Annotated in this window: 19 protein-coding genes and 2 pseudogenes; 11 read left to right on the top strand and 10 right to left on the bottom strand. The window is 61.1% G+C overall.

Annotation, left to right across the window (positions count from 1 at the left end):
• Nucleotides 1–60: 60 nt before the first annotated feature.
• Nucleotides 61–2,517: an ATP-dependent Clp protease ATP-binding subunit gene (locus ACEVJL_RS07440; protein ID WP_374737357.1), complete on the bottom strand. Its 2,457-nt coding sequence runs from the start codon at nt 2,515–2,517 to the stop codon at nt 61–63.
• A gap of 161 nt (nt 2,518–2,678) precedes the next feature.
• Between ACEVJL_RS07440 and ACEVJL_RS07435 the strand changes: the two genes are divergently transcribed.
• Complete coding sequence (locus ACEVJL_RS07435; RefSeq protein ID WP_008981606.1) at nt 2,679–2,849, top strand: DUF362 domain-containing protein; 171 nt, start codon at nt 2,679–2,681, stop codon at nt 2,847–2,849.
• Between the two features lie 125 nt (nt 2,850–2,974).
• On the opposite strand, the gene ACEVJL_RS07430 is transcribed toward ACEVJL_RS07435, so the two are convergent.
• Nucleotides 2,975–3,517 carry a stage V sporulation T C-terminal domain-containing protein gene (locus ACEVJL_RS07430; protein ID WP_008981605.1) on the bottom strand — a complete coding sequence of 181 codons (543 nt, stop codon included), beginning with the start codon at nt 3,515–3,517 and terminating at the stop codon, nt 2,975–2,977.
• A 270-nt stretch (nt 3,518–3,787) separates the two neighbouring features.
• Between ACEVJL_RS07430 and ACEVJL_RS07425 the strand changes: the two genes are divergently transcribed.
• The 4 genes from ACEVJL_RS07425 to ACEVJL_RS07410 all read left to right on the top strand — a co-directional run bounded on the left by ACEVJL_RS07425 (nt 3,788) and on the right by ACEVJL_RS07410 (nt 7,970).
• Nucleotides 3,788–5,725 (top strand): OPT family oligopeptide transporter, encoded by a 1,938-nt coding sequence (locus tag ACEVJL_RS07425; RefSeq protein WP_374737356.1) that lies wholly within the window; start codon nt 3,788–3,790, stop codon nt 5,723–5,725.
• Between the two features lie 78 nt (nt 5,726–5,803).
• Nucleotides 5,804–6,166, top strand: coding sequence for a PqqD family protein (locus ACEVJL_RS07420; protein ID WP_235395534.1), 363 nt, complete (start codon nt 5,804–5,806; stop codon nt 6,164–6,166).
• Entirely contained in the window at nt 6,163–6,507 is a 345-nt protein-coding gene (locus tag ACEVJL_RS07415; RefSeq protein WP_374737355.1) for a hypothetical protein, read from the top strand. The genes ACEVJL_RS07420 and ACEVJL_RS07415 overlap by 4 nt, the downstream gene beginning before the upstream one ends.
• A gap of 26 nt (nt 6,508–6,533) precedes the next feature.
• Entirely contained in the window at nt 6,534–7,970 is a 1,437-nt protein-coding gene (locus tag ACEVJL_RS07410; RefSeq protein WP_374737354.1) for an aminoacyl-histidine dipeptidase, read from the top strand.
• A gap of 65 nt (nt 7,971–8,035) precedes the next feature.
• Here the strand turns inward: ACEVJL_RS07410 and ACEVJL_RS07405 are convergent, their stop codons facing one another.
• The 7 genes and pseudogenes from ACEVJL_RS07405 to ACEVJL_RS07375 form a co-directional block, all read right to left on the bottom strand.
• A complete protein-coding gene (locus ACEVJL_RS07405; RefSeq protein ID WP_374737353.1) occupies nt 8,036–8,710 on the bottom strand; it encodes a DUF624 domain-containing protein in 675 nt (224 codons plus the stop codon).
• Between the two features lie 11 nt (nt 8,711–8,721).
• Nucleotides 8,722–9,627, bottom strand: a complete 906-nt coding sequence (locus ACEVJL_RS07400) for an AraC family transcriptional regulator (protein ID WP_008981599.1) — start codon at nt 9,625–9,627, stop codon at nt 8,722–8,724.
• 24 nt (nt 9,628–9,651) lie between these two features.
• The gene (locus ACEVJL_RS07395) at nt 9,652–11,616 is read right to left on the bottom strand and encodes an alpha-galactosidase (RefSeq protein ID WP_374737373.1); all 1,965 of its coding nucleotides are present in this window, start codon (nt 11,614–11,616) and stop codon (nt 9,652–9,654) included.
• Nucleotides 11,617–11,698: 82 nt separating this feature from the next.
• Nucleotides 11,699–12,073: pseudogene (locus tag ACEVJL_RS07390) on the bottom strand (extracellular solute-binding protein); the annotation flags it as partial.
• A complete protein-coding gene (locus tag ACEVJL_RS07385) occupies nt 12,028–12,219 on the bottom strand; it encodes a hypothetical protein (RefSeq protein WP_374737352.1) in 192 nt (63 codons plus the stop codon). The pseudogene ACEVJL_RS07390 and the gene ACEVJL_RS07385, both read right to left, overlap by 46 nt.
• A gap of 482 nt (nt 12,220–12,701) precedes the next feature.
• Nucleotides 12,702–13,292: a metallophosphoesterase family protein gene (locus ACEVJL_RS07380; protein WP_008981594.1), complete on the bottom strand. Its 591-nt coding sequence runs from the start codon at nt 13,290–13,292 to the stop codon at nt 12,702–12,704.
• Nucleotides 13,289–15,163, bottom strand: a complete 1,875-nt coding sequence (locus ACEVJL_RS07375) for a BMP family ABC transporter substrate-binding protein (RefSeq protein ID WP_302667188.1) — start codon at nt 15,161–15,163, stop codon at nt 13,289–13,291. The genes ACEVJL_RS07380 and ACEVJL_RS07375 overlap by 4 nt, the downstream gene beginning before the upstream one ends.
• Nucleotides 15,164–15,440: 277 nt before the next feature.
• On the opposite strand from ACEVJL_RS07375, the gene ACEVJL_RS07370 reads away from it, so the two are divergent.
• From ACEVJL_RS07370 to malQ, 6 genes and pseudogenes are all read left to right on the top strand, one after another.
• The gene (locus ACEVJL_RS07370) at nt 15,441–16,373 is read left to right on the top strand and encodes a carbohydrate kinase family protein (protein WP_374737351.1); all 933 of its coding nucleotides are present in this window, start codon (nt 15,441–15,443) and stop codon (nt 16,371–16,373) included.
• Nucleotides 16,374–16,386: 13 nt separating this feature from the next.
• On the top strand, nt 16,387–18,609 hold the full coding sequence (locus tag ACEVJL_RS07365; protein WP_374737350.1) for an amylosucrase: 2,223 nt from the start codon (nt 16,387–16,389) through the stop codon (nt 18,607–18,609).
• Between the two features lie 33 nt (nt 18,610–18,642).
• Nucleotides 18,643–18,771, top strand: a pseudogene (locus tag ACEVJL_RS07360) (LacI family DNA-binding transcriptional regulator); the annotation flags it as partial.
• Complete coding sequence (locus ACEVJL_RS07355) at nt 18,745–19,632, top strand: LacI family DNA-binding transcriptional regulator (RefSeq protein ID WP_328245330.1); 888 nt, start codon at nt 18,745–18,747, stop codon at nt 19,630–19,632. The pseudogene ACEVJL_RS07360 and the gene ACEVJL_RS07355, both read left to right, overlap by 27 nt.
• A gap of 111 nt (nt 19,633–19,743) precedes the next feature.
• Nucleotides 19,744–20,679 (top strand): alpha/beta hydrolase, encoded by a 936-nt coding sequence (locus ACEVJL_RS07350; RefSeq protein ID WP_374737349.1) that lies wholly within the window; start codon nt 19,744–19,746, stop codon nt 20,677–20,679.
• Nucleotides 20,680–20,776: 97 nt separating this feature from the next.
• The gene (gene malQ / locus ACEVJL_RS07345; protein ID WP_374737348.1) at nt 20,777–22,219 is read left to right on the top strand and encodes a 4-alpha-glucanotransferase; all 1,443 of its coding nucleotides are present in this window, start codon (nt 20,777–20,779) and stop codon (nt 22,217–22,219) included.
• 28 nt (nt 22,220–22,247) lie between these two features.
• On the opposite strand, the gene ACEVJL_RS07340 is transcribed toward malQ, so the two are convergent.
• Entirely contained in the window at nt 22,248–22,913 is a 666-nt protein-coding gene (locus ACEVJL_RS07340) for a helix-turn-helix domain-containing protein (protein WP_374737347.1), read from the bottom strand.
• Nucleotides 22,914–22,977: the final 64 nt, after the last annotated feature.

Genomic DNA, 22,977 nt, shown 5'->3' with positions numbered 1-22,977 from the left:
AGTATAGTCCTCCTCTTCAGCAAAATCAATAAGCAAAATTACTAAATCTAATTTTAAAAATTAGATCATATCATATGCAGAGTTTCCTCCCGTCAGGCACTCCACCCGCACCCGATTCTCCTGTACCAGCACATGCAGTCCGCCTCCCCGCTGGCACTGGCCGGACAGCAGCAGGTCGGCGGCAGGGTCCTCCACCCAGGCGGCAATGGCCCGGCGCAGCGGCCGTGCCCCATAGTCCCGGTGGCTGCCCTTCTTGGCCAGCAGCCGCACCGCGTCCTCCTCTACCTGCATGGTGACCCCCAAACTCTCCAACCGTTTGCCGGTCTCATCCAGCAGCTGCCGGGTAATGGATACCAGTGTCTCCTCCCCCAGGGGATGGAACACCAGAGCGGCGTCCAGACGGTTTAGAAACTCCGGGGCAAAGGTCTGTTTCGCCTCGGAGAGTACCTCCCCCTCCAGGGCTTTCCGGTCACTCTCCGTCCCGCTCCCAAAGCCCAGACGGGTCTTTTGCTGGAAGTGCCGCGCCCCCAGGTTGGAGGTCATCACCAATACGGTATTCCGAAAGTCGGTCTTTCGTCCCTGACTGTCGGTGAGCACTCCCTCCTCCATCACCTGCAGCAGTACCGACCAGATATCCCGGTGGGCCTTCTCCAGCTCGTCCAACAATACCACCGACCAGGGGCTGCGCCGCACCCGCTCGGTAAGCTGTCCTCCCTCCTCGTGACCCACATAGCCGGGGGGCGAGCCGATGAGGCGGGAGACGCTGTGTGCCTCCATATATTCCGACATGTCAAAGCGGATGAGAGCTTCCGAGCTGCCGAACAGGGTCTGGGCCAGACTGCGGCACAGCTGAGTCTTGCCCACGCCGCTGGGACCCAGCAGCAAAAAGCACCCCACCGGCCTTCTGGGGTCCTTCAGCCCCAGCCTTCCCCGGCGTACCGCCCGGGCCACCGTCTTTACCGCCTGCTCCTGGCCCAGCACCGTGCGCTCCAGGGACTGTTCCAGTTCCTCCAGCGCCTTTCGGTCGTGCTGAGTGGGGTCGCTCACCGGTACGCCGGTCCACTGGGACAGCACCGCCCGGATGTGGCTCTCCTCAACAGTTTTCTGGGGATGTCCCTGCCGCCAGCGCTTTTTCCCCGCTTCCAGTTCCTTGCGGAAGTCCCCCTCCGCATCCCGGAGCATGGCCGCCTTTTCAAAATCCTGCTTGCGGATGGCCTGGGTAAGCTGACGCCCCGCCTGGACCGCCCGCTGTTCCAGACGCTGCAGCTCGGGAGGCAGCGTATGGCTGGACAACCGGGCCTGGGAGGCCGCCTCGTCCATCAGGTCGATGGCCTTGTCCGGCAAAAACCGCTCGGGCAGATAGCGAATGGACAGGTCCACCGCCGCCTCCAGAGCCTTGTCCGAGATGGTGATGTGGTGGTGGGCCTCATACCTCCCCCGCAGTCCCCGGAGAATGGCCAGCGTCTGGTCCCGGGTGGGCTGGCGCACCGTGATGGGCTGGAAGCGGCGCTCCAGGGCGGAGTCCTTTTCAATATATTTGCGGTACTCATCCAAGGTGGTGGCGCCGATGACCTGAATCTCTCCCCTGGAGAGGGCAGGTTTCAGGATGTTGGCCGCGTCAATGGCTCCCTCCGCGCTGCCTGCCCCCACGATGGTGTGCAGCTCATCGATGAACAAAATCACATTGCCCGCCCGGCGCACCTCCTGAAGCACGTGCTTGAGCTTCTCCTCAAACTCCCCCCGGTACTTGGTGCCTGCCACCATGGCGGACAGATCCAGGGCGCACACCCGTTTACCCAACAAATGGGCAGGTGCGGTGCCGTCGGCAATGGCCAGAGCCAATCCCTCTACCACCGCGGTTTTGCCTACGCCGGGTTCTCCGATGAGAGCGGGGTTGTTTTTCGTGCGGCGGGAGAGGATTTGGATCAGACGCTCCAGCTCCGCCTCCCGGCCGATCACCGGGTCCAGCTGACCCTGGCCGGCCATGGCGGTAAGGTCCCGGGCACACTGGTCCAGTTGGCGGGTGTCTCCTCCGCTGCGCTCCGGCTCCCGGCTGCGCATGACCCTGGAGATGCTATCCTCGCCTCCCAGGGCGGCGGACAAGCGCTGACTGAGCCGGGCACGGTCCACCCCGCACTCCCCCAGCAGCCGTACAGCTGAACTGGTACTGTCCCGCAGCAGGCCCAGCAGCAGATGCTCCGCATTGACTGCCGGCTGTCCCAGCTTTTTGGCCTCCGCTGCCGCCTGCTGAATGGCCTGGCAGCAGTTGGGGGTCAGCCCCTGGTGGAGAGTGCGCCCGGGCACCCCTGTGCCTACCAGCTGTGCGATACAAACCCGCAGGCGGGGGCTGCCCGCTCCCTCCTCCCGCAGCAGACGGGCGGCAGTGCTGTACTCCTGGCTGGCCAGCCCCAGCAGCAGATGTTCACTGCCTACATAGCTGTGTCCCAGACGGGCGGCGTTCTCCTGGGCCAGACGAATGGCCCCCAGGGCAGTGGATGTAAAACGGCAATCGGCCATATTGATCCCTCCAGATGTTCCATATCCTGGCGCACGTCCCGGAAATATCCGGAAGCCCGCCAGGGTCTTCTCTAACTATGCCCGCTTTTTCAAAAATTAGCATTGCAATTTTGAAAAGATGTGATAGAATGTAGTGTAGAATTTTAGGGAGGTGTTTTCCAATGGCCTATGTCATCAGCGATGCCTGCATCAGCTGTGGTTCCTGCGCCGATGCCTGCCCCGTGGGCGCCATCGCTCAGGGTGCTGACCACTACGAGATCAACGCCGGCGCTTGCCTGGACTGCGGTTCCTGCGCCGATAGCTGCCCCATGAGCGCCATCTCCCAGGGCTGAGCCTCTGTGAGATCAACAGCGCCGGCCATTGGCCGGCGCTGTTTTCATGTTGTTTTGTTGTGTTCCATACGCCTCTCTGCCGGTTTCCCCGGCGAAGAGGCGTATTTTATTTAAGGTATCGGCCATCAGCCCTCCATATGCTTCCCCAGGAACACAGCGATGGACTGGGCCAGCTTGTACTCCACCTCGCCTCCGGTGAGGTTTTCCTCCGGCGCGGTGAATACCACGCTGCCCAGCACATCCCCCTCTGACAAAATGGGGGCCACGGTATCCAGGAAAAACCGTCCCTCCTCGGCGCATAGGGGCACGCCGATCTCGCCAACCTTATGCTGGTAGATCTGCCGGCTCTCCATCAGCCGCTCCAGCTCGGGGGCGATCTGCTTGTCCAGCAGCTCCCGCCGGGGCGCACCGGCCAGGGCGATAATGTTGTCCCGGTCGGTGATCACCGCGATCCTTCCTGTGGTGCGGTTGAGGGTCTCGCACATCTGGGCAGCAAATTCGGTCAGCCCGCCCAGCAGGGAATACTTTTTAAAAATCACACTGCCGTCCCGCTCCGTGTAAATTTCCAGTGGGTCGCCCTCTCGGATTCGCATGGTACGTCGAATTTCTTTTGGTATTACGACACGACCTAAGTCATCGATCCTGCGGACAATACCTGTTGCTTTCATCTATATAATTCCTCCCACGGTGGTTTTTTGGAAACAAAATATAGTATGGACAGGAAAACGGAGGCTATGCGTGGATCATTCACAGGGACCCATTCCCAGCTGCCCATTATTTTTGTACGCATTTGTGCGTCATACAAAGACAAAAAGCTTGACGAACAGGTGAAAAAAACGTAAAATAGTAAACTAGCTGCAAAAGCAGTTTCCATCCTGGCGCAAGCCGGAGAGAGGGGTGGAGCTGGCAGCGAAAATAAAAGAAGGGAAAGAAACATCGTGGAAGAGAAAAAATTCCAACCCTATGTCCCCGCGGACAAGGTGATGCCGGAATTTACCGTGGTTTCCATTGTGTTGGGCGCTATTCTGGCCATCGTCTTTGGCGGCGCCAACGCCTACCTGGGACTGCGCGTAGGCATGACCGTTTCCGCATCCATCCCCGCGGCTGTTATTTCCATGGGCGTCATCCGCAAGATCCTGCGGCGTGATTCCATCCTGGAAAATAACATGGTGCAGACCATCGGCTCCGCCGGTGAGTCCGTGGCCGCCGGTGCCATCTTCACCCTGCCTGCTCTGTTTATGTGGGCCAAGGAAGGCATGGGCAACGCTCCCGGCCTGGTGGAGATCGGCCTGATTGCCCTGTGCGGCGGCGTACTGGGCGTGCTGATGATGATCCCCCTGCGCAGCGCTCTGATCGTCAAGGAGCACGGCGTGCTGGCTTACCCCGAGGGACAGGCCTGCGCCGAGGTTCTGATCGCCGGTGAAGAGGGCGGCGCCAAGGCGTCCACCGTGTTCTCCGGTCTGGGCATTGCTGCCGTCTACAAGTTCATTACTGACGGCCTGAAGATCTTCCCCAGCGAGATCACCTATGATATCTCTGCTTACAAGGGCTCCGGTGTGGGCATCGACGTGCTGCCTGCTCTGGCCGGCGTGGGTTATATCTGCGGCGCCAAGGTATCCTCTTACCTGTTCGCCGGCGGTATCCTGGGCTGGCTGGTCATCATGCCTCTGATGGTTCTGTTCGGCGGCGACGCTGTCATGTTCCCCGTGGTTGACAAAACCATCAACGAACTTGTGGCTGCCAAGGGAGTGTCCGCCCTGTGGAGCAACTACCTGCGCTACATTGGCGCCGGTGCCGTGGCCTGCGGCGGCGTGCTCAGCCTCATCAAGTCTCTGCCTCTGATCGTCCGCACCTTCAAGGACGCCATGGGCGACTACGGTAAGGGCCGTACCGTCAGCACCCTGCGCACCGAGCAGGACCTGTCCATGAAGGTGGTTCTGCTGGGCGTGCTTCTGGTGGCCATCGTTCTGTGGCTGGTTCCTGCTATCCCCCTGAACCTGTTCACCGCCCTGATCGTTATTGTCTTCGGCTTCTTCTTTGCCACCGTGTCCTCCCGGATGGTGGGTCTCATTGGTTCTTCCAATAACCCCGTCTCCGGCATGGCCATTGCTACCCTGCTCATCTCCACTATGCTGCTGAAGGCCACCGGCACCGTTGGCATTGAGGGCATGACCGCTGCCATCGTCATCGGCGGCATCATCTGCGTCATCGCTGCCATCGCCGGCGATACCTCTCAGGACCTGAAGACCGGCTTCCTGGTTGGCGCTACCCCCAAGAAGCAGCAGATCGGCGAGCTGATCGGTGTTGCGGTTTCCTCCGTGGCCATCGGCGCTATCCTGTACCTGCTGAGCATGGCTTGGGGCGGCTACGGCTCCAACGACCTGCCCGCTCCTCAGGCGATGCTGATGAAGATGATCGTCGAGGGCGTTATGGGCGGCAACCTGCCCTGGAACATGGTGTTCGCCGGCGTGTTCATCGCCATCGTGGTAGAGGTGCTGGGCATCCCCGTGCTGCCCTTCGCCATCGGCCTGTATCTGCCCATCTACCTGTCCGTGCCCATGATGCTGGGCGGCGCTCTGCGCTGGTTCCTGGAGAAGCGTAAGTATGCCTCCGAGAAGGACAAGACCAACACCGTGCAGTCCGGCGTGCTGTACTCCTCCGGCCTCATCGCCGGCGAGGGTATCGTGGGCATCCTGCTGGCCGTGCTGGCCATCATCCCCGCTGGCCTGAACGCCAAGGGCGAGACCCTGTATGTCAGCGACAAGATCAACTTCGGCGAGGTCTTCAGCATCGGCAACATCGGCGGTCTCATCTGCTTTGCCGTCATCCTGTTCACCATCTATCTCTTCGCCACCAAGGACAGCAAGAAGAAGTAATTCTTGTTTTTTCCCCAGCCGGGCTGTATACTTTGGTATGCAGCCCGGTTTGGGTTATTATCCATGAGGAGAAACGAAATGGCCAAGAAAAAGAGCGAGAACTATTTGGATTTCATCCCCGTTATCAACCCCAAAAATGACTGGAGCGAGGGCGAGGACGGCGTCGTCACCATCCATATGGTCCACCGGGGCTTCTACGCTACCATCGCCCAGAAGGTCTTCCACACGCCCCGAGTCAGCCACATCAAGCTGGACGAATACGGCAGCTTTCTGTGGAAGCGGATCAACGGCGAACGCACGGTGGGTCAGCTGGCCCAGCAGCTGAAGGAACAGTTCGGCGACCAGGCCGAACCTCTCTATGATCGACTGGTAAAATATATGCAGATCCTGCGCAACAACGAGTTTATCCTGTTTCGCGGAAAGGACAAGGTGAAGGAATGAATACCTTGGAGACCATTCTGGGCATTCTGGCCTTTGCCGTGGTCATCGCGGTGCTGTATGTGTGGGGTCTGAAAAAGAGCTACACCCAAAGCGCCGATCTGGAACGCATTTTGCTCAGTAAAAGTGCGGGAAAGGTGGTAAACTACCTCAAGAAAAATGAGGAGATCACCCTTTCCCAGATGGCCCAGCTCTGCACCGGCGTAAAGGCCGGTCAGTTCTGGTCCCGGCAAAGAGCGATGGTACAAAATCCCAAGACCTTTGCCCCCAAATTAGCCCAATACATGGTGGAACAGCTGCTGCTGGAGAAGGTCTCCAACGGCCGCTACCGCCTGAGGAAATAAATCTGCCACGAGAGGAGTATGCAGCTATGAACGTACTATCCAACCTGGAACCCAAGAGCGTATTCCGCTTCTTTGAATATCTGTGCGCCATTCCCCACGGCTCCCGGAACACCAAGGCCATCAGCGACTACTGTGTGGCCTTCGCCAAGGAGCGCGGCCTGGATCACTATCAGGACCAGGACAATAACATCATCATCATCAAAGAGGCCACTGCCGGCTATGAGAATGCCCCCGCCATCATCCTCCAGGGCCACCTGGACATGGTGTGTGAGAAGGAGCATGACTGCACCAAGGATATGGACAAGGAAGGTCTGGACCTGATGGTGGAGGGCGATTTTGTCACCGCAAAGGGCACCACCCTGGGCGGCGATGACGGCATCGCCGTAGCCATGGCTCTGGCCATTCTGGACGCCAAGGACATCCCCCACCCCCGCCTGGAGGCCGTGTTCACCGTGGACGAGGAGATCGGCATGCTGGGCGCTGTTTCCATGGACGTGTCTCCCCTGAAGGGCCGCCAGCTGCTGAACCTGGACTCCGAGGAAGAGGGCGTGTTCACCGTCAGCTGCGCCGGCGGCAATGTAACCACCTGCCTGCTGCCCATCGCCCGTGCTCCCTTCCAGGGAAGCGCCCTCACCATTACCATCAGCGGCCTGCAGGGCGGCCACTCCGGCACGGAGATCCACAAGGGCCGTGCCAACGCCAACATGCTCATGGGCCGTCTGCTTCAGGCTGTGGCCGCAGCGACTGAAATGCGCATTGTGGCTGTGAACGGCGGTCTGAAGGACAACGCCATTCCCATCAAGACTCAGGCTCAGGTGCTGGTGGCTGACGCCGCCGCTGCCAAGGCCGCCGCCCAGGAGATGGGCGCTCACTTTGCCGCCGAGTACCGGGTCACCGATCCCAACGTAGCCGTATCCGTGGAGGACGCCGGCGAAGGCGAGGCCATGGACGCCGCCTCCACCAAGAAGGTGCTGTGCATGCTCACCTGCCTGCCCAACGGGGTTCAGGTCATGAGCGCCGACATCGCCGGCCTGGTGCAGACCTCTCTGAACCTGGGCATTCTGACCACTGAGGACTCCGTGGTGCGTGCCTCCTTCTGCGTACGCAGCTCGGTGGACTCTCAGAAGGAGATGCTCAAGGCCCGTCTGTCCAGCCTGATGGAGCAGCTGGGCGGCAGCGTGGAGTTCTTCGGCGAGTACTCCGGCTGGGAGTATCTGGCCGACTCCCCCCTGCGTGACCGCCTGGTTGCCGTCTTCCGGGAGCAGTACAGCCGTGAGCCTCGCATCGAGGCCATCCACGCCGGCGTGGAGTGCGGCATTTTCGCCGGCAAGCTGCCCGGCCTGGACTGTGTGTCCATCGGTCCCGACCTGTTTGAGATCCACACGCCCCGGGAGCGCATGAGCATTTCTTCCGTGCAGCGCCTGTGGAATTTCGTCCTGGAAGTATTGAAGCGCAGCAAATAAACTATTTGTAATTGAAAATAGGCAAAAAAACTGGCAGCTCGTTGAGCTGCCAGTTTTTTATTGCCTTAAAACTCCTCTTCTTCCTCTCCCTCCAGGTCAGGACAAAACTGGTCCAGAACTGGACGCACAATCACCTGACCTGCCACACAGGGGAACATCAGTCCGCCCAGCAGGAAATAGGGAATGCTGAAGGGAAGAAATCCGATCGCCAGAACGGCCAGACAGTCGTTGAGCAGAGCGCACATCAGCGCCTGGCCCGGACGGGCAAAGCCCAGAGCAAAGCTCTGCCGCACCGCCTGGCCCAGCGGCATCCCTGAGGCGGCCAGAGGAAAGAGATAGGCCGACATAAGAAGGGACACCACAAACACAAACACAGAAAACACACACGGCAAAAAGAGGATCCAGTTTCCTACCGCCTGGCCCGCATAGAAAAAGCTGGACCACAGGGAGATGACAGGCAGAAGGACCGCCAGGAAGAAGGTGGGATACGAGCGCCAGAAGTTGGCGCGCAAGGACTGCCAGAACTCCCGGACGGTGACGCTGCGGTCCTCCGCCATTCTCCGGGCCATGTGGTTCATGGCCAAAAGCGCGGGGGGCAGGGTGACCAGAGGCACCAGGGAGAGGCAGGTGAGGGCATCCACCTTTACAATGGTCAGCCACTCCCGGGAGAAGATCTCCAGCAATCCGGAGGGACCGGTGCGCTCCTGGCGGCGGCGAAAATCATTGGGATTGAAAAACATCTGGTGCCTCCTTAGTTACGGACCTTGGGCGCCTTGGGCTGGCTTTGCTCGGCGCTCTGTTTTTTCTCCAGGGCCATGAGATCCTCCTGGCGCCATACCCGAGGGGGCAGGCCCTGATATTTGCGGAACACCTTGGAGAAGTACAGCTGGTTTGGATAGCCCACCATACTGGCCACCTCTCCGATGCTCATGTTGGTGTTTCGCATGAGCTCCATGGCCTTGTTCACCCGGTAGCGGGCCAGGTACTCCTGGGGCGTCTGGCCCATGACTTCCTTGAACAGGCGGCTGAAATAGGTGCGGTTGAGACCACAGAAGCTGGCAATCTGTTCGATGCGGATGTCATCCCGGTAGTACTGGTCGATGAAGTGGATGGCCTCCCGGATGTAAAAGCCCTGCTGGGACAGGCCCCGCACCCGCTGCTTGGAGGAGGAGCTGTCGATCAGAGCGTCCAGGAAAAGGTAGAAGTGGGCCATCAGCTTCAGGGACGAGAATTGGGCGTGGTTGGCAATAAACAGCAGCTCATCCTTCACCGGCTGGGACATGTCGGGCTGGATGGGGGTGTAGACCGGCTGGTCCTCCCCCAGCCCGGCCAGGGTCAGCCGGTACTGGGCCTGGACTCCGCCAAATTCCACCCAGGTGTAGGCCCAGGGGTCTTTTTCGTCGGCACAGTAGGTAGTCACCTGGTTGGGGCAGATCAGGAAGCCCTGCCCGGCCCGCAGAGGATAGGTCCGAACGGAGCCGTCCCGCTGCCGCACCTCCAGGTGTCCCTTCCCGGAAATGATGTAGTGGAAGAGGTAGTTGTTGCGCACATGGGGCCCATAGGAATACAGGGACTCGCACTGCTCCCAGCCGAACTGCACCAAAAACAGGTCTACAAAATTTTCATGGGGAAACACAGAAAAGCGTCCCTGGTCCATGGGTCATTCTCCTCTCAAAATGAGTCAAACACGCTCCAGATCAAATTGCAGCGCCTGATACTCCTGCAGGATGGGCAGGGCCAGGCCGCCGTACATCAGCTGATCGCCGCCGTACACTTCGCCGTTGACTTTATAGTCCGCATTGGGGTCCAGTCCCTTCAGCCGCAGCAGGGGACGAATGGGGTTGGCGTGTCCCACCCCCATGACCACGCCCACCAGAGCGCGGCTCTTATCCGGGGAGACATGCATCCAGGCGTTGAAGGCCTCCTGCCGGAAGGGATTGCTGAGGCGGTAGTAGTCGCCCCGCAGCACCAGGTCCCAGCAGCTGCGGAAATGCTGGATCTGGGTGCGGACCTCCTCCATCTCCTCAGAAGTGATCTCGTTGAGGTCCAGCTCATAGCCAAAGGTACCTGCGGCAGCCACTACGCCGCGGGTGTGCATGGAGACGCTGCGGCCGGTCTGGCCGTTGGGCACAGCGGACACATGGGCGCCCACCGCTGCACAGGGATAACAGAAAGAAGTACCATACTGGATGCGCAGGCGCTCGATAGCATCGGTGTTGTCGCTGCACCAGATCTGGGGGGTGTAGTAGAGCATGCCGCAGTCAAAGCGTCCGCCGCCGCCGCTGCACCCCTCGATGAGCACCTGTGGGAACTCCTGATGGAGCATCTCCAGGATCTCGTACACGCCCAGCACATAGCGGTGGTACACCTCGCCCTGGCGCTGGGCGGGAAGGGCGGCGCTCCACACGTCGGTGAGGCTGCGGTTCATATCCCACTTGATGTAGGAGATGGGGGCGCTGTTCAGAGTGGCCCGGAGGTTATCCATAATGTACTGGCGCACCTCGGCCCGGGTCAGATCCAGCACCAGCTGGGAGCGGCCCCGGGTCATGGGACGGCCGGGCACCTGGAAGGCCCAGTCGGGATGGGCCCGGTAGAGGTCGGAGTCCTCATTGACCATCTCCGGCTCCACCCAGAGACCAAACTTCATGCCCATCTCCTCGATGCGGTGGGCCAGGGGGCCCAGGCCGCCGGGAAGCTTAGTCTGGTTCACGTTCCAGTCGCCCAGACCGGCAAAGTCATCATTGCGCTTACCGAACCATCCGTCGTCCATGACCATCATCTCCACGCCCACCTGGCTGGCTGCCTTGGCAATGGAGCAGATCTTCTCTGCGTCAAAGTTAAACAGGGTGGCCTCCCAGTTGTTGATGAGGATGGGCCGGCGCTGGTCCTTCCAGGGACCCCGGCACAGGTTGAGACGGATGGCCCGGTGGAGCTGACGGCTCATGTGGCCCAGTCCCTGGGTGGAGAATACCATGGCCGCCTCCGGGGTGGTAAAGGACTCGCCGGGCTGGAGCTTCCAACGGAAGTGGAAGGGATTGATCCCCAGAGTCAGGCGGGTCTCGTGGAACTGGGTATACTCGGTGTTGGCCTGGAAACTGCCGGAGTAGACCAGAGCCACGCCCCAGCAGCGTCCGGCATCCTCGGTGGTCTCATGGTCACACAGCACCACAAAGGGATTTTGCTGATGGCTGGACGTACCGCGGACGCTGCCTACGGTGTGGACCCCCTGGGTCAGAGGCATCCGAACCGGCTCCCGCTCCCGGGCATAAGCGCCGCCCAGGGTAATGAGGTCGTGCTCACCAACGGGGAAGTCCAAGCATACCGAAGATACCCGCTCCAGCTCCATGGGGCTCTCGCCCCCATTGCGCACCCGTACAGCCCGGGTGATCAGATCGTACTCCTCCAGCACGCCGTACAGCAGTTCAACCTCCAGGCCGGTGCAGCTGTCCCGCAGCTCCACAGACAGGGTCTGGGCGGTCACACCCTCATCGTAGAAGGCGGGCAGCCCCTCCAGGGCATACTTTCCTTCCCGGACGGTGTGGCCCACATAGCGCAGATCCACGGTGCGGCTTCCCTTTCCGCAGGTAGCCTCCACGCTGGGCACACGGAAGTCGCCTACGCCGCAGGAGGAGTATTCCTGAGGCAGGGTAGCCCAGCTGCTCGTCGCAGTAGGCCATGTAGCCGTACTTGCCGGTGGCGTCGTAGATCTTCTGAGAGGCCTCGGTCAGATCATCCCAGGTCCAGTTCTCGTCGGGGTAAGCGACCCCGGCCTGGTCGAACATCTCCTTATTGTACACCAGGCAGACGGTGTCCTTGTCCTTGGGCACGCCGTACATACGGCCGTCGGAGCCCTGGGTGTTGGCAATGGAGATGTCGGAGTAGTGGGAGTAGGTGTCATCGTCATACAGGTCGGTGACGTCGGCCAGCATACCGCTGTCGGCGTACAGCAGGATCTGGTTGGTGTGCATCCAGAAGATGTCAGGCAGGTTGCCGGAGCCGGCGGCGGCCTCCAGCTTGGTCCAGTACTCGTCCCAGCTGGTGACCTGGACCTCGATGGTCACATCGGGATTCTGCTCGTGGTAGGCATCGGCCAGGGCCTGCATGGCCTCGCGCTGGGAGTTGTCCAGATCTGCATGGTCAGCTTGCCGTCGTTGCCGGCGTCGCTGCCGCCGCTGCTTCCGCAGGCGGTAGCGGTGAAGGCCATGGCAGCAGCCATGAGGACGAGGGCGGTTCGTTTCAGATGTTTCATGTTTTTTCTCCTTTCAACACATGGAATGGTGTGGAGGAGGACCGGCTGTATGCCCCTTCCCAGGCACATCGCTGCACCGGATCCGCGCTCCCAGTTCCGCGTACTGCGGTTTTGACGAAATTAGTGTAGCATCTTTCCATATCGGCTGAAAATGGAAGCAAGTTTTTCAAATATGTCCAAAAGCGATTTTAATATTATTTCTGTATATATCAAAATACATTTTGTCATTCTTTGTGCGGATTTCACAACTTTCGTATGGTTTCACAGTTTTAATCGTCAGTTTTTGCCGTTTTAAACAAGGCAACACGCCTAAAAAAACAAATGTGCATCCAGTTCTTCCTGTCATTTTGTCGGGTTCCAAGGATGTGCCGCCCCATAAACTTGTTAATATGTTGTTTTTCCATGTCTTTCATGCCCTTGAAAAGGCCGCGGCAGAGCTCTGCGCATATACGCGTAATGCTCTGCCGCGGCCAAATGGACCCTTATAATTCCAAAATATACCGCTCGTAGCCGTTTACTACCCGGGTCTGCCCATAGCGGCTCTCCCGGGGGATATTTCGTCCGTAATTGAGGTGGGTGTGTCCGTGGAGAAACAGGGCAGGCTGATACTTGTCCAGCAGCTTGTTGAAGGTCTCAAAGCCCGTGTGGCACAGATCGTGGCAGTCCACCATCCCCTTTCCCGGCGCGTGGGTCAGCAGGATGTCAAAGCCCCGCTTGCGCATGATCCGGGGCAGCAGCCGCCACACCCGCCGGTTCATCTCCTTCTCGGTGTACTGGTTGACCCCATTGTTGTAGCGCATAGAGCCTCCCAGGCCCAAAATGCGCAGTCCATTGTATTCATAGAGGTCTCCATCAATGCAGATGCAGCCCAGAGGCGGCTCCTGCTCATAGCGGTCGTCGTGGTTGCCCCGGACATAGAGCACAGGACAGTGTGCAAAGGTGGCCAGAAAAGAGAGGTAGCTGGCCTTCACATCCCCGCAGGAGAGGATCAGGTCAATTCCCTCCAGCTTGTCCGGGGTGTAGTAGTCCCAGAGATACCGGGACTCGCAGTCGGATACTACCAGAATCTTCATGGGTCAACGCTTCCCTCCAGGCCTTGGATTCCCTGGAGCTTCACCAGCTCCTGGGCTTTGAGGGTCAGCTCATCAAAGGCGGGGATGCGCCCTTCCACATAGGCGGACAGCCAGTTCATGGACAGGATCTGATCGGCAGGCAGAGGCGCGTCATCCCCATAGATCACCCGGCCCTGCTGGTCCATCAGCACGCCGTAGAAGGGGTCCAGCCGGTCCTCCCGGATGGCGTCCCGGAGCACGCTTGCCAGTCGGCGGGTGCCGATGGGCAGACGGCGGGAGCACAATACACCTACGATTCCCTGGGTCATGCCCCACCAGTAGCTGATGGCGCTGCTGCCTCGCTCCTCCTGCTTCCAGCTTCCTTCCACCACCCGGCGCACCAGACTGCGGTACAGCCGTCCCCAGTGGCACTGGATCAGCGCCAGGTTGTGCATGCCGTGCATGTCATTGCCGGTATTGGCGGCCAGACGGTCCAGGTGGTCGATATACACGATCCCCTTTTCGTGCAGACGCTCTACGCCGCCGCCTTCCTTCAGGTTGGCCCACTCCAGATAGACCCGGGCGTTGGCGTTGACCATCCGCGCTCCCTGGGCAAAGGCGTTGATGCCGGCGATGCTTCCGTAAGTGGGGTAGTCGGCCACATATCCGATGCGCCCATCCTGGACCAGGGTACCGGCAATGGCTCCCTTGATAAATTTGGCGTCATACAGGCGGGGATAGTAGGTGCGCACCGAGGGGTAGGCGGTGTTCAGCGAACAGTTGAGGATCTTCACGTCCGGATGAAGCACCGCCGCCTTCACGCTGGGCAGCAGCAGCTTGGGGGTGGTGGTGAAGATCATGTCCGCACCCTTTTTCACCGCATCCTCGATGGCCTCATCGGCCTGCTCGTCGGTGAGCACGTTTTCATAGGAGAGGGTGCGCACCTGGTCGCCCATGGTGTTGCCCAGCAGGTAGCGGCCATACTCATGGTTATAGACCCACTTGGAGGTAGCCGCCGAGCCGCCGTGGATAAAGGCGGCGCAGATCTTTCCCGTGGTGGAGAAGGAGAACAGTGGTTTCTTTACCGCGTCCTCCAGCACCAGAGTCGCTCCTGCATTCTCCAGCCGGTTGAGGATCTCAGGGCGGATCTTCACCAGCTCTTTCCCGATCTCCGAGGAGAGCTTGTTGCGGGACTGCTGATAGCCGAAAATTTTCAGATAGACCAGCAGTGCCACCGAAATATACCGCCGGTCGGCGTTATCCCGGTAGCAGGCATCCCGGAACATATAGTAGAAGGAGCGGAAGGCATAAATTTCTTCCGCACTCCACGCCTCCCGGTTGGTGCGGCCCAGAGCCTGGAGCAGCTCCCGGTACTCCCCCGGCCGCTTGAAGACTACAAAATTCAACCCGGTCATCTGGTAGAAATCCAGAAACTCGTAGTAGGCCACCACCTCCGGGTCGTCCGAGGGCTTGGGCAGCAGCCGGGTAACTACACCGGGGATGGAGATGGCGCCGAAGTATTTCAGCACGCTCACCCGCTTGTGGCCCTCCACCACGTAAAAGTGGTTGAGGTACTCCACCGCCTTGATGGGGTCCCGGATGCCCTCCTCCAGGTGGGCCTTGCACAGGTTAGACCACTTGTGGGCAAACTCACTCTCCTCCTGGAGCACGGGGTAAAAGCCCCGGGAGAAGGCATTTTTCCGCAGATCATTGCAGGTACCGTCAATCAGTTCGCTGGGGATCTCCACCACACCCAGAGATTCCCGCCGCACCGCCAGGGTATCCGGATTTTCAGGCAGGACCCGCAGACCCGGTTCTTCTCCCCGGGCAATGGCCTCCTTCTCCTCCTTCAGACCCTGGCGCATCGCTTTATGATACTCTTCCAAAGGCATAAGCTGTCTCCTCTCAAACCCAAAAATCGGGCCGCCCGGACAGGCAAACCAACATTCCTATCAACAAGGTATCATGGGGGGAAGAAAATTTCAATTGTTTTCTTGTTTGAAAAACAGTAACAAACCATACCCATTGTCTGATCAACCAAATTTTTGAATATATTTTTGTTGAAACGGCGAAGGGTGGTCCCCATTGCACCCGGGAGCCGTTTGTGCTATATTACCTTTGTAATCGATTTCAACTTTTTTCAATTCTATCAAGAAGGAGCGGACCGCTATGACGGATCTCACCACCATTGGAGAAGTGCTCATCGACCTGACCCAGACCGGGACAAACCAACAGGGAGTGCCCATCTTCGCCGCCAACCCGGGAGGAGCGCCCGCCAACGTAGCCGTGGCCGCCGCCCGTCTGGGCGCCCGCACCGCCTTTTTAGGGAAGATCGGACGAGACGGATTCGGCGACTATCTGAAAAGCGTGCTGCAGGAAAACCAGGTGGACGTGGCCGGCCTGCGCACCGACGAGGGAGCCACTACCCTGGCAGTAGTCACCGTCTCCCCCTCCGGGGAGCGCTCCTTCCGCTTTATGCGGGGCGCCGACTGCAATCTGTCCCCCGACGAGGTGGACGTGCGCCAGCTGGAGGGGAGCAAAGTGCTCCATTTCGGCTCGGTCAGCCTGACTGCCGGACTGTCCCGTTCGGCCACCATCTTTGCCGCCCGCCACGCCCATCAGAAGGGCGTGCTGGTGAGCTATGACCCCAACTACCGCGCCTCCCTGTGGAAAACCCAGGACGAGGCCCAGCAGTGGATGCGTATTCCCCTGCCCCTGGTGGACCTCATCAAGCTCTCCGACGAAGAAGTGGCTCTGATGACCGACACCAACGACCCCGAGGAGGGCAGCCGCCGTCTGGAGGCGGATGGCGTGCGCCTGGTGCTCATCACTTTGGGAGATAAGGGCTCCTTCTACCGCTGGCAGGGCAAGACCGGTCTGGTGCCCGGAGTCCCCACCAAGGTAGCCGACACCAACGGCGCCGGCGACACCTTCCTGGGTGCGGTACTCAGCCGCCTGGTCGCCCGGGGCGACAAGCCCCTGGAGGGCCTGACCACCCAGGAGCTGGAGGAGATCCTGGCCTTTGCCAACCGCGCTGCCTCGGTGACCTGCTCCCGCAGCGGAGCCATCCCCGCCATGCCCACCCTGGCGGAAATTCAGTAAGGAGGCCCTTGATATGAACGGGTTTAAGAATTGGAGCGTCATCCCCGCCCGCACCTGGCGTATCCGCCAGGCCGACGAGGGGGACGGCTGGCTGAAGATCCCCGCCATCCCCATCCCGGTGGGAGAGCTCACCCCCGCAGAAGACCAGAAAGAGGCCGTCCAGCCCGCTCCTGCCAAGGCACCGGAAGCTCCTGTGGAGGAGCCTGTAACGGTTCTTTCCAATACCGAAGAGGTCATCGAAGCGGTCAAGGAGCCCCAGGCCGAGGAAACCATTGAAGAGGTCGAGGAACCCAAGGCCGAAGTGACCGTCGAAGAGGCCGAGGAACCCGAGGCCGAAGAAACTGCCGAGGAGGCCGAAGAGCCTCAGGCCGAGCAGCCCGCTCCCGTCCATCCCGACCCCGACGCCTTCCAGCGCCGTCTGGACAGCCGCTACGACGAGCTCAAGTGGCTCTACTGCGAGCTCTACCACGGCGATATGGCCGCCTTTGACTACTTTGTCCAGATGCTCCGCCGCTGCTGGGCCCAGCGCAAGGACGCCCTGCGCCTGCAGGACCAGCGCCGGGAAAACGATCCCGACTGGTACCGCCGCCGGGATCTGCTGGGCATGATGCTCTACACCAACGCCTTTGCCGGCACCCTGAAGGGTGTGGAAGAGAAACTGCCTTACATTCAGGAGTGCGGCGTCAACTATCTGCACCTGATGCCCCTGCTGGAGAGCCCCAAGGGCCGCAGCGACGGCGGCTACGCCGTGTCCAACTTCCGCCGGGTTCAGCCCGAGCTGGGGACCATGGAGGACCTGGAGTCTCTGGCCGACGCCTGCCGGGAGAAGGACATCAGCCTGTGCCTGGACTTTGTGATGAACCACACCAGCGAGGACCACGAGTGGGCCCGCAAGGCCCGTGCCGGAGAGCCGGGCTACCGGGAGCGCTACTTCTTCTACGACAACTGGGATATCCCCCACGAGTTTGAGAAGACGGTCCCCCAGGTGTTCCCCACCACTGCCCCCGGCAGCTTCACCTGGCTGGATGACTGCAAGCAGGTGGTCATGACCAACTTCTACCCCTACCAGTGGGATCTGAACTACGCCAACCCCGTGGTCTTCAACGACATGACGGAAAACCTCCTCTACCTCACCAACCGTGGCATCGATGTGATCCGTCTGGACGCGGTCCCCTACATCTGGAAACAGCTGGGCACCACCTGCCGCAACCTCCCCCAGGTCCACACTCTGGTGCGCATGATGCGCATGGTGTGCGAGATCGTCTGCCCCAGCGTGCTGCTGCTGGGCGAGGTGGTCATGGAGCCTGCCAAGGTGGTCCCCTACTTCGGCTCCCCGGAAAAGCCTGAGTGCCACATGCTCTACAATGTGACTACCATGGCCACCACCTGGCACACGCTGGCCACCGGGGACGTATCCCTGCTGCGCCACCAGATGGATACCGTGTGCGCCCTGCCCCGGGACTTTTTGTTCCTGAACTACCTGCGCTGCCACGACGACATCGGCTGGGGTCTGGACTACCCCTGGCTCAAGGAGCACTTCGGCACTGATGAGGTGACCCACAAGAAGTATCTCAACGACTGGTTCACCGGCAAGTGGCCGGGCAGCGACAGCCGGGGCGAGCTCTATAACGACGATCCCCGCCTGGGCGACGCCCGTCTGTGCGGCACCACCGCCTCCCTGTGTGGGGTGGAGGCCGCCGACTATGAGAAGAATCCCTTCAAGTTGGAGCGTGCCATCGCCTGCGACCTGATGCTCCACGCTTGGATGCTCACCCAGAGCGGCATCCCCGTGCTGTACAGCGGCGACGAGGTGGGACAGCTCAACGACTACTCCTACCACCACGACGGCGAGAAGTGGGACGACAGCCGCTACATCCACCGGGGCAATTTCCAGTGGGATCTGGCCCACATGCGCCGCGACGAGACCACCCGCCAGGGCAAGCAGTTTATGGGCCTGCGCCGTCTGGAGCAGATCCGCGCCGACGAGCCCGCCTTTGACGCCCGGGCCGACGTGTGGACCTTTGACACCGGCTGCCCCCATGTGTTGGGCGTAGGCCGCTGGTACCAGGGCCGCAAGCTCATCGCCATGTTCAACTTCAGCGACCAGTTTGTCACCGCCTCCTCCTGGGAGCAGGGTCCCTACCGGGAGCTGGTATACGGCGGCGACTTCGACGACCTGGGCCGTGTGGAGCTGTTCCCCTACGGCTTTGTCTGGATGCTCCACACCGAGGACTGACCCTATCCGCCCCCGGAGCAAAGGAGGCTCCCCCATATGACTATGAAGGAGATCGCACAGCTGGCCGGCGTATCCAGTGCCGCCGTCAGCCGCTACTTCAACGGCGGCTCCCTCAGCCAGCCCAAGCGGGAGGCCATCCAGGCCGCCATCGACCGCACCGGCTACCGCCCTGACGCGGCAGCCCAGTCCCTGCGCACAAAATCCACCGACTACATCGGCTTCATTGTCCCCAAAATCAGCTCCGACGCCGTCAGCCGTGTCACCGCGGGTGTCACCCAGGTCCTGTCCGAGCAGGGCTACCTGTGTCTGCTGGCCAACACGGACGATGATCCCCAGCAGGAGCTGACCTACCTGGACCTGTTTCAAAGCCGCTGCGTGGCGGGCATTCTGCTCATGGCCACCATTCTCACCCCCCGGCACCAGGAGATGCTGCGCCAGTGCTCCGTACCGGTGGTGGTAGTGGGCCAGCGCTCCCAAAACGTGCCCTGTGTCTACCACGACGACTTCAACGCCGCCCGGGAGCTGATGGACTGCCTCATCCAGCGGGGACGCCGGAAGCTGGTATACATCGGCGTCACTGAACTGGACGTGGCGGTGGGCCTCAACCGCCGCCAGGGCGTGCGCGCCGCCCTCACCCAGGCCGGGCTCAGCCCCGACATTCCCACCCGTCTGAGCCCCTTCACCGTAGAGGGAGGTCGGGCGGCTATGGAGCAGCTGCTGGCCGAGCACCCCGACGTGGACGGGGTGATGTGCGCCACCGACCTCATTGCCCTGGGCGCTATGGAGGCCCTGCGGGCGGCGGGCAAGCGCCTGCCGGAGGACGTGAGCGTGGCGGGCATCGACGACAGCTGGGCCGGGATCCACATCTCCCCCAAGCTCACCACCGCTCACTTCTATTATGAGGACTGCGGCGCCGAGGCCGCCCGTCTTCTGCTGTCCATGGCGGACCAGAAGCGCCGGGACGACGCGCCGGTGCGCCAGACCATGCTGGGCTACACCGTGGTCCGGCGGGAATCGGTCTAAATCATTGTTTCGCCGCCAGAGGAAAAATATCCTCTGGCGGCGTTGTTTTTTCTTGAAGCCGGAGAAACATTGCGCTATGCTGTACCTGAATCCAAAAAGGAGGGATCTTCCATGGGACGACTGATCCGCCGCATGATCCAAAAGAAATGGGACGGGAATACCCAGCGGGACGCCATCCGTCTGGCCTCCCAGACGCCCCCTCAGGGGGTTGACGTGTGGGAGGGCCTGCCCTATGAGGAGGATGGCCATCCCATGCACACCCTGAACCTGTATCGCCCGGCAGGCGTGTCCGGTCCCCTGCCCACAGTGGTGGATATCCACGGCGGCGGCTGGATGTACGGGGACCGGCAGCTCAACCGCAACTACTGCATGTACCTGGCTTCCCGGGGCTACGCCGTTATGGGCATGAGCTACCGCCTGGTGCCTGAGGTGACGGTGGCGGGGCAGGTGCAGGACGTCTTTTCCAGCCTCCACTGGCTGGCTGAGCACGGAGCAGAACACGGCTTTGACCTCAGCCGGGTGCTGCTCACCGGGGATTCCGCCGGGGGACATCTCACCGGGCTCACCGCCTGCGTCCAGCTCAGCCCCGACCTTCAGAAGCTCTATCAGGTCGATCCCCTCCCCTTCTCTTTCTCCGCCCTGGCCATCGCCCATGGAGTGTGCGACGTGTACCGCTTCCGCCTGTTCACCCCCCTGCTGGACCGGGCTCTCACCCGGGAGTATCTCCACCTAATGCTGGGCCGTCCCTGGCGGCGCTCTCCCCTGCGGGGGCACGTCAGCTTCGAGGACACCGCTCCCGGTCTGCCTCTGCCTCCCATTCTGGTCATCGCCAGCCAGCCCGACCGCTACTACGCCCAGAGCCAGCGGCTCATGCGCTACCTGGACCACTCCCCCTTCCCCCACCAGGTGATCCACTGGTCCCGGCAGCAGAGTGCCAGAGCCACCCACGTCTTTGAAGTTGGCTGGTGGGACTGGCCGGAGAGCCGGGACACCAACGACCGCACCCTGGCCTTTTTTGACCAGGTGTGCCGGGGGGATTTTTCTTGAATTTTCCAGAGTTTCTGGTATACTGAGACATAGATTTTTTTGGCGGAACCCCCTGCCGGGTTCCGCCCATTCAACCCTGAAAGGAGACCCTGATTCCATGTACGACGCGCGCTTCAGCGGCATTCTTCTGGCCGTCTCCTCCCTGCCGGGCCCTTACGGCATCGGCTCTCTGGGGGCGTCCGCCCGCCGCTTTGTGGACTTTCTGTCCGAGTCGGGCCAGAGCTATTGGCAGATCCTGCCTCTGGTCCCCCTGGGCCACGGAAATTCCCCCTACATGTCCACCTCCGCCTTTGCGGGCAACCCCCTGCTCATCGACCTGGACGAGCTGGCCGCCCAGGGCCTGCTTACCACCGAGGAGCTGGAATCTGCCCGGTGTGAAAATCCGGACCGGGTGGACTACGAACGCCTCAACGCCACCCGCATTCCCCTGCTGCGCAAGGCCTTTGAGCGCTACGCCCAGCTCCCCGCCGCCCAGCAGCAGGAGGAGCCCGACCTGCCCTGGCTGGCCGATTACGCCCGCTTTGCCGCCCTCCACGACCAGTATGATACCAGCTGGGAGGAGTGGCCCGAGGACGCCCAGCCCGACCCCGATGGGGTGGCCTTCCACATCTTTCTCCAGGACACCTTCTACCGCCAGTGGTTCCATTTAAAGGAGTACGCCAACCAGAAACACATCCGCATCATGGGCGACATCCCCTTCTATCTCTCCGCCGACAGCGTGGAGCGCTGGTCCCACCCGGAGCTGTTCCAGCTGGATGAGGATGGCCATCTGGCCAATGTGGCCGGCGTGCCCCCGGACGCCTTCACCGCCGACGGCCAGTTCTGGGGCAACCCCCTGTACGACTGGAAGGGCAACAAGAAGGGCGTCTTTAACTTCTGGCGGGAGCGCATCACCTGGTGTGCCCGGCTCTACGACGCCATCCGCATCGACCACTTCCGCGCCTTCCACACCTATTGGTCCATTCCCGCCGACGCGGAGACCGCCAAGGAAGGCCACTGGGAGCCCGGCCCGGGTATGGAGCTGCTGAAAACTCTCCAGCGCACCGCTCCGGAGCTGGAGCTCATTGCCGAGGACCTGGGCGACCTGGACGCCGACGCGCTGAAATTTGTGCGCACCTGCGGCATCCCCGGCATGAAGGTGCTGGTCTTTGCCTTTGACCACCTGGGGGAGAGTGCCTATCTGCCCCACAACTGTGAAAAATTCTCCGTGGTGTACACCGGCACCCACGACACCCCCACCTTTATGGAGTTTTTGACCCAGGGCAACCCCGACCAGGCCCGCTTTGCCCGGCAGTACCTGCGCCTGCGGGAGGACGAGGGACTGGGCTGGGGCCTCATTGCCGGAGCCTGGGCTTCCGGCAGCTATCTGGCCATGGCCCCCCTCCAGGATGTGCTCAGCCTGGGGGCTGACGCCCGGATGAACACCCCCGGCACCTCCGGCGACCACAACTGGTCCTGGCGGGTACGTATGGACGCCTTCAACCCCTATGTCTCCGGCAAGCTGCGGGAAATTACCCGCACCTACCGCCGGTGCCTGTAAGCGATCAAAACGCGCTCTGAGATTCCTCTCAGAGCGCGTTTTCTTGTTTCAGGCCCAACATGTGCCGCCACGACAGCCAGCTCCGGTGGAAGAACGGCCCCAGGGGCAGAAACAGCCACGGTGCTTGCTGCATCCGCCAGGCAGCCAAACTGGCCCAGGGCAGCGGTATCTGCAGGCTCACACAATAGGTGATCCATATCGCCAGAACCGCCATTCCCATCCCCATCCACAGCGGCTGGGGGCGAGTGGGTACGGGGTTCAAAATTTTTCCCAGCCACATCCCGGACAGCAGCGCCAGAAGGGAGCAGCCATACAATCCCATCCAGAGATATCCGCTGCCCACAGGCACAAACCAGACCGAGCCAATCAGTTCCGGCCGCCCCAGCCAGCTGTGTACCAGGGCCATCACGCCCCAGAGCAGCGCCCCGACTCCTCCGCTCACCGCCGCCCATACGATAAGCCGGCGTATGGTGCCCTGGGCCGCAGTCTGCTCCGGTCCGTAGAGCACCTGGAGCAGATCCACCCCCAGGCAGTCGGCAATGGCCTGGAGGGTCTCCACGTCGGGCCGGGTTTTTCCCAGTTCCCACAGGGAGACGGTCTGCCGGGTCACATATAACCGCTGGGCCAACTCCTCCTGGGTCAGCCCGGCACGCTTGCGCAGGCTGCGGATGTGCTTCGCGATGGATAAACGCATAACCACTCCCCCTTTCTGCCTTGATCATACCAAATATGCCCCCGTTTTGTCACGCAAGGATCCC

The organism is Flintibacter porci, assembly GCF_041925195.1.
Classification (GTDB): Bacteria; Bacillota; Clostridia; order Oscillospirales; family Oscillospiraceae; genus Lawsonibacter; species Lawsonibacter porci.
This window is presented reverse-complemented; position numbering and strand designations above follow the sequence as displayed.